The organism is Pseudoalteromonas sp. S558 (assembly GCF_005886635.1).
GTDB lineage: Bacteria > Pseudomonadota > Gammaproteobacteria > Enterobacterales > Alteromonadaceae > Pseudoalteromonas > Pseudoalteromonas aliena.
In genome coordinates this window covers 1-2,307 of sequence record NZ_PNDU01000468.1, presented here as the reverse complement: position 1 = coordinate 2,307, position 2,307 = coordinate 1, and the positions used below count along the sequence as shown (strand labels likewise).

At 38.9% G+C, this 2,307-nt stretch carries 2 protein-coding genes; both read right to left on the bottom strand.

Going from position 1 to position 2,307, the window contains the following annotated elements:
- Positions 1 to 39 precede the first annotated feature (39 nt).
- Entirely contained in the window at positions 40 to 423 is a 384-nt protein-coding gene (locus CWB66_RS20880) for a flagellar protein FlaG (RefSeq protein ID WP_138586946.1), read from the bottom strand.
- Between the two features lie 81 nt (positions 424 to 504).
- Positions 505 to 1,950 (bottom strand): flagellin, encoded by a 1,446-nt coding sequence (locus CWB66_RS20875; protein WP_138586945.1) that lies wholly within the window; start codon positions 1,948 to 1,950, stop codon positions 505 to 507.
- Between the last annotated feature and the right edge of the window lie 357 nt (positions 1,951 to 2,307).

Here is a 2,307-nt window from a genome sequence, read left to right as displayed (position 1 = left end):
GGGGTCTGATCAATGCCTGCTCCTATTAAACTTAATTTGTTATACTTTAAAATCTACTAGTACACCTGTTGCTTCAGCTAAATTAGAAACAATTTTCAAAACTTCTTCCGAAGGGTACTGCTTAACTAAATCGCCACTTTCTTTATCTATTACTTTGATAACGTTGCGCCCAGAATCTTCGTCAACATGAAACTCTAAACTTCGATTCATATCGCTCATAAATGTCTGCAATTGTTGCGCCACTTTTTCTAGTTTCTCTGGAGATAAATCGTCATTGCTAGCGGTTTGTGTTTGTTTTACTTGTTCAACAGTGTCGTTTTGCTTGCCATTATTATTATAAAGCGAAACTTGGTTAGCTGACTGGTTGGATATATCTTTGTGGTTAATAATATTAATTTGAGATGGTACGTTTGAAGTTTCCATAACTCGCCCCTAAACATAAAGCTGAGATATAATTTTATAATAATAAATAAAAGGGAGGTTAAACCTCCCTTTTATTCTAGTTTAGCCTAATAAACTTAAGGCTGCTTGTGGTAACTGGTTAGACTGAGCCAAAATAGTCGTTCCGGCCTGTTGCATTATCTGATTTTTAGTCAACTGAGCCGTCTCAGAAGCATAGTCGGTGTCTTGAATACGACTTCTTGAAGCCGACACATTCTCCGATACATTCGCTAAGTTACTAATCGTATGACCAAATCGGTTTTGCACCGCACCTAAATCTGCTCGTTGCGCATCAATTTGAGCCAGTGCCGCATCGATTGTTTTTATCGCATTTTGTGCGCCAGCTGACGTTGAACCCGAAATATCGATATCTTCAATCGCTGTTAACTTACTGCCGCCACCGGTAGATATAACCGTACCTGCATCTGATCCAAATATTTCATCCACAGCTTTACCTGAAATACCTATTTTATCCGCTGAACTTAAGTTCAATTCCGACGAGACACTCGCGACTAAGTTAGTAGAAGTAACCGCTTGACCACCAATAGTGAATGAACCAGCACCCGCAGTAGCAGTACCCGCCACATCAACACCATTTACACCAGTCGTTTTAAGGGTAATTTCATCATCAGCACCCCCTTCACCTTTTTTATAAATTGCATCGTGACCATCTGCCTGCATAGCTTTAGCTAGGCTATCCATCTGACCACCGAATTTAGATAAATCATATTCATCTTCACCAATGGTGATGACAGCATTCGCGCTAGCTTTAACTCCAACAATTTTAGTTTCAAGTTTAGCCTCAGCTTCAATACCAGCGCCCGAAGCATTTATTGTTGCAGCAATGTCAGCAGCACCAGAGTTAGCCGCAACTTCAATATCTACGCCGTTTAAGTTTACTGTTTGAGCTGTAGTGGCCGTATTAGCAGCTAAGCTAGTAGACTGAACGTCTCCTAATGCTGAAGTAGTTGATGTTGCAGCCCCTTTGATTTCATTTGCACCAATTGCATCAGCAGACATATCACGTAAACTTACGTTGATAGTTTCATTTGCATTTGAACCAACTTGGAATTGTTTAGTACCGAATGAACCATCAATTAAGCTCGTACCACCGAATTTTGTGGTTTCAGAAATACGGGTTAACTCTTGTTGAAGTGCGCCAACTTCTTTTTGTAGCGCTGCACGTGCATTCGCATCATTTGAACCATTCGCTGATTGTAGTGATAAATCACGCATACGCTGTAAGATGTTCGATGATTCTTGCATCGCACCCTCAGCGGTTTGTGCCATCGAAATACCATCGTTTGCGTTACGTTGAGCAACACCTAAACCATTTACCTGTGATGTTAAACGGTTTGCTATTTGTAGACCAGCCGCATCATCTTTTGCACTGTTAATTTTCATACCAGATGAAAGACGTTGCATTGATGTACCTAGTGCATCGCTTGATTTAGACAAGTTTCTTTGTGCGTTTAAAGACGCTGTATTTGTATTTACTGATAAAGCCATGTTATAACTCCTGATTACTTTCGTAATGTAACTAATTGATTTTCACCAAGAGCCATCACAATAAAATATGTTCAAGCTCCGTTCTGATTAAGTTAACGGCAGCTATAAAATTATCTTTAGCTTTTTTTAAAATTAATTTTTAGTTATTTTTACATAAGTTATCTGTTTGATATTGCGCTATAGGCTCAGAGGAAATTAAAACAATAGAAGATTAACGTTATTTTTCACCTCAAAGTTTAACCACCTACTTTTAAGTTTAAAATATTTGGCTGTTGAGTGTGCTAATCCCACATCTATTTACGCCACAAAAACAACGCGATTAAAACCAGCAGATACCAGCATCTAATTAACAGCATC